The 1,729-nt window shown below is 62.9% G+C and carries 2 protein-coding genes and 2 pseudogenes; 1 reads left to right on the forward strand and 3 read right to left on the reverse strand.

All coding sequences use genetic code 11. From position 1 onward, the window contains the following. Window positions 1–616: pseudogene (locus Q4543_RS24265) on the forward strand (IS30 family transposase); the annotation flags it as partial. Here the strand turns inward: Q4543_RS24265 and Q4543_RS24760 are convergent. The 3 genes and pseudogenes from Q4543_RS24760 to Q4543_RS24765 all read right to left on the reverse strand — a co-directional run. Further along, window positions 615–764 carry a hypothetical protein gene (locus Q4543_RS24760; RefSeq protein WP_368502200.1) on the reverse strand — a complete coding sequence of 50 codons (150 nt, stop codon included), beginning with the start codon at window positions 762–764 and terminating at the stop codon, window positions 615–617. The pseudogene Q4543_RS24265 and the gene Q4543_RS24760 overlap by 2 nt on opposite strands. Further along, window positions 697–1,209: an IS3 family transposase gene (locus Q4543_RS24270; RefSeq protein WP_303442697.1), complete on the reverse strand. Its 513-nt coding sequence runs from the start codon at window positions 1,207–1,209 to the stop codon at window positions 697–699. Before Q4543_RS24270 ends, Q4543_RS24760 begins: the two co-directional genes overlap by 68 nt. A gap of 136 nt (window positions 1,210–1,345) precedes the next feature. Continuing rightward, a pseudogene (locus Q4543_RS24765) lies at window positions 1,346–1,570 on the reverse strand (transposase); the annotation flags it as partial. Window positions 1,571–1,729: the final 159 nt, after the last annotated feature.

Here is a 1,729-nt window from a genome sequence, read left to right on the forward strand (position 1 = left end):
CGCGGCAAGGCCTTCATTGCCGACGCGTTGATGATCAGCGACCGCCCAGCTGAGATCGGCGACAGGGCCGTCCCGGGCCATTCATTGCCCGGCAGTGCATTTGCAAAGCAAATGGCACGAGAGGGGGGAGGGAGACCTAATTCTTGGCCTGGGCAGCTCGGCGATCGGCACGCTTGTCGAACGCACCTCCCGCTTCACCATGCTCCTGCACTTGCCGCGCATGAAGGGACACGGGACGGGCAAATCCGTCAAGAACGGGCCAGCCCTCGCCGGCCACGGTGCCGAGGCCGTCCGGAATGCCATCGCAGGGACGATCAGTAGCTTGCCCACCCACCTGCGTCGCTCATTGACCTGGGACCAGGGGGCCGAGATGGCCCAACACGCGCAGCTTCGGGTCGATACCGGTCTCGAGATCTACTTCTGCGACCCTCAAAGCCCTTGGCAACGTGGCGGCAACGAGAACACCAACGGGCTGCTGCGCCAATATTTTCCAAAGGGCACGGATCTCAGCCAGCACGGCGCCGAAGAGCTCAGCGCCGTTGCCCAAGCGCTGAACACGCGCCCCCGGAAAACACTGGGGTGGCAAACACCGGCAGAAGCACTCGACCGGCTGCTCAAACAGGATGAAATCGAAGGTGTTGCGACGACCGGTTCAATCCGCCTTGGCTGCCTCGATCACTATGGTGGATCAGTTTGTCAGCCTCGGACGGTGCGCGCTGACAGATGGCCTGGTTCAGGGCATCGAGGACGAAACCGGTGGTCATCGAGGTGGAAACGCGCCAGCCGACGATTTTGCGGGCGAAGACGTCGATGACGAAGGGTGAGGGCCTGCCCGCCATCGGTCCGAGGGCACGGCCCGAACGAGACCATCCCTTGCCAGCTGGAGACATAGGTGCCGTCGCTGACCCAGAGCTGGTTCGGCATGTCCGCCACGAAGGCTCGGTTTACCTTGTCGTCCGGGCAAGGTTGTGCCGTATCGGGGTTCGTGGTGATCACCTTCTTGCCCCGCACAACGCCTTGTAATCCCATGGCCTGCATCAACCTCTCCACCGTGCAGCGGGCGATGTCGTGGCCGCTGCGGCGTAGCTGGTGCCAGACCTTGCGCGCGCCATATCGTCCCCGGCTGCCCTCGAAGGCCTGCTTGATCGCAGCCATGTCCAGCTGATCCTGCCTGGCCCGGTCCGATGCCAGCTCCGGATCACGCTCCACGGCCCTGAAAGCGTAGAACGTCGATGGTGCGATCCCCAGAACCCGGCAGATCGGCCCGACACCATGGACACAACGGTGATCATCCCCTCTCGGGACATTGCTGCGCAATGCCCTGCCGGGCAGTGGACGAACGCGATCATTTGCGGAATGGGCGGTCGAGCTCCGCCGCAGCGAAATATGCGCTGGCCTTCTTCAGGATCTCGTTGGCCTGCCTGAGTTCACGGTTCTCACGCTCCAGCGCCTTGATCCGTGCCTTCTCCTCGCTCGTAGGTCCGGACAACTCGCCTGCATCACGCGCGGCGCGCCGACACCAATCCCGCAGGCTGAAAGACGAACAGCCCAGCTTCGAGGCAATTGCCCGGTAGGCAGCACTGTCGCTGCCGTAATCAGAACGATGTTCGCGGAAAAGCCGAACGCCGCGCGCGCGGAACTCGGCCGTCTAGCTCAGGGTGTGTTTCTTGTCTGTCATGAGGCTCATCTTTTGAGAGTTTTACTCTCCGGTAAACACGGGGCGGTTCAG

The organism is Salipiger sp. 1_MG-2023 (assembly GCF_030547555.1).
GTDB lineage: Bacteria > Pseudomonadota > Alphaproteobacteria > Rhodobacterales > Rhodobacteraceae > Salipiger.

Excerpts from the sequence above, each read along its gene's own strand:
- Q4543_RS24760 (WP_368502200.1), bottom strand. The coding sequence starts at position 764 with ATGACCACCGGTTTCGTCCTCGATGCCCTGAACCAGGCCATCTGTCAG.